The organism is Oleiphilus sp. HI0067 (genome assembly GCF_001635735.1).
On sequence record NZ_LWFI01000329.1, the window covers coordinates 1 to 578 of the forward strand.

1 protein-coding gene is annotated in these 578 nt (G+C 46.0%); it reads left to right on the forward strand.

Annotation, left to right across the window (positions count from 1 at the left end; translation table 11 throughout):
- Positions 1 to 578: acyl-CoA dehydrogenase family protein (locus tag A3739_RS03930; protein ID WP_197472026.1), on the forward strand; the 578-nt coding region annotated here is incomplete at both ends.

Here is a 578-nt window from a genome sequence, read left to right on the forward strand (position 1 = left end):
AAAGCAAGCTGACCCGATTATCGTTCACGCTGACGTTCGTCGTATGCTTCTTACTATGAAGGCTTACACAGAAGGCTCGCGTGCTTTCTCTACCTACGTTGCAAGTTACCTCGACATTGCTAAGTTCTCTGATGATGCCGATCAGATTAAGCATGCAAATGCAATGATTGCACTTCTCACGCCAATCGCTAAAGCATACATGACAGACCGCGCATTAGATTCTTGTGTTGCTGGTCAGCAAGTATTTGGTGGTCATGGCTTTATTCGTGAGTGGGGTCAAGAGCAACTAGTTCGTGACACGCGTATCACGCAAATATATGAAGGTACTAATGGCGTTCAAGCAATGGACTTGATGGGGCGTAAAGTTGTTGCTAATGGTGGCAAACTATATGAGCTATTTGCTAGCGAAGTAAAAGAGTTCATTGCTGCTGAATCAGGCAATCCTGCGTTGGCTGGCAAGCTTGATCAACTTTCTGCAGCTTTAGATCGCTTAACTGAAGCGACTGAATATGTAATTGGTGCAACACAGGGCGACGCAGATGCGATCGGCGCAGCAGCGGTTGAGTACTTGGATTTAT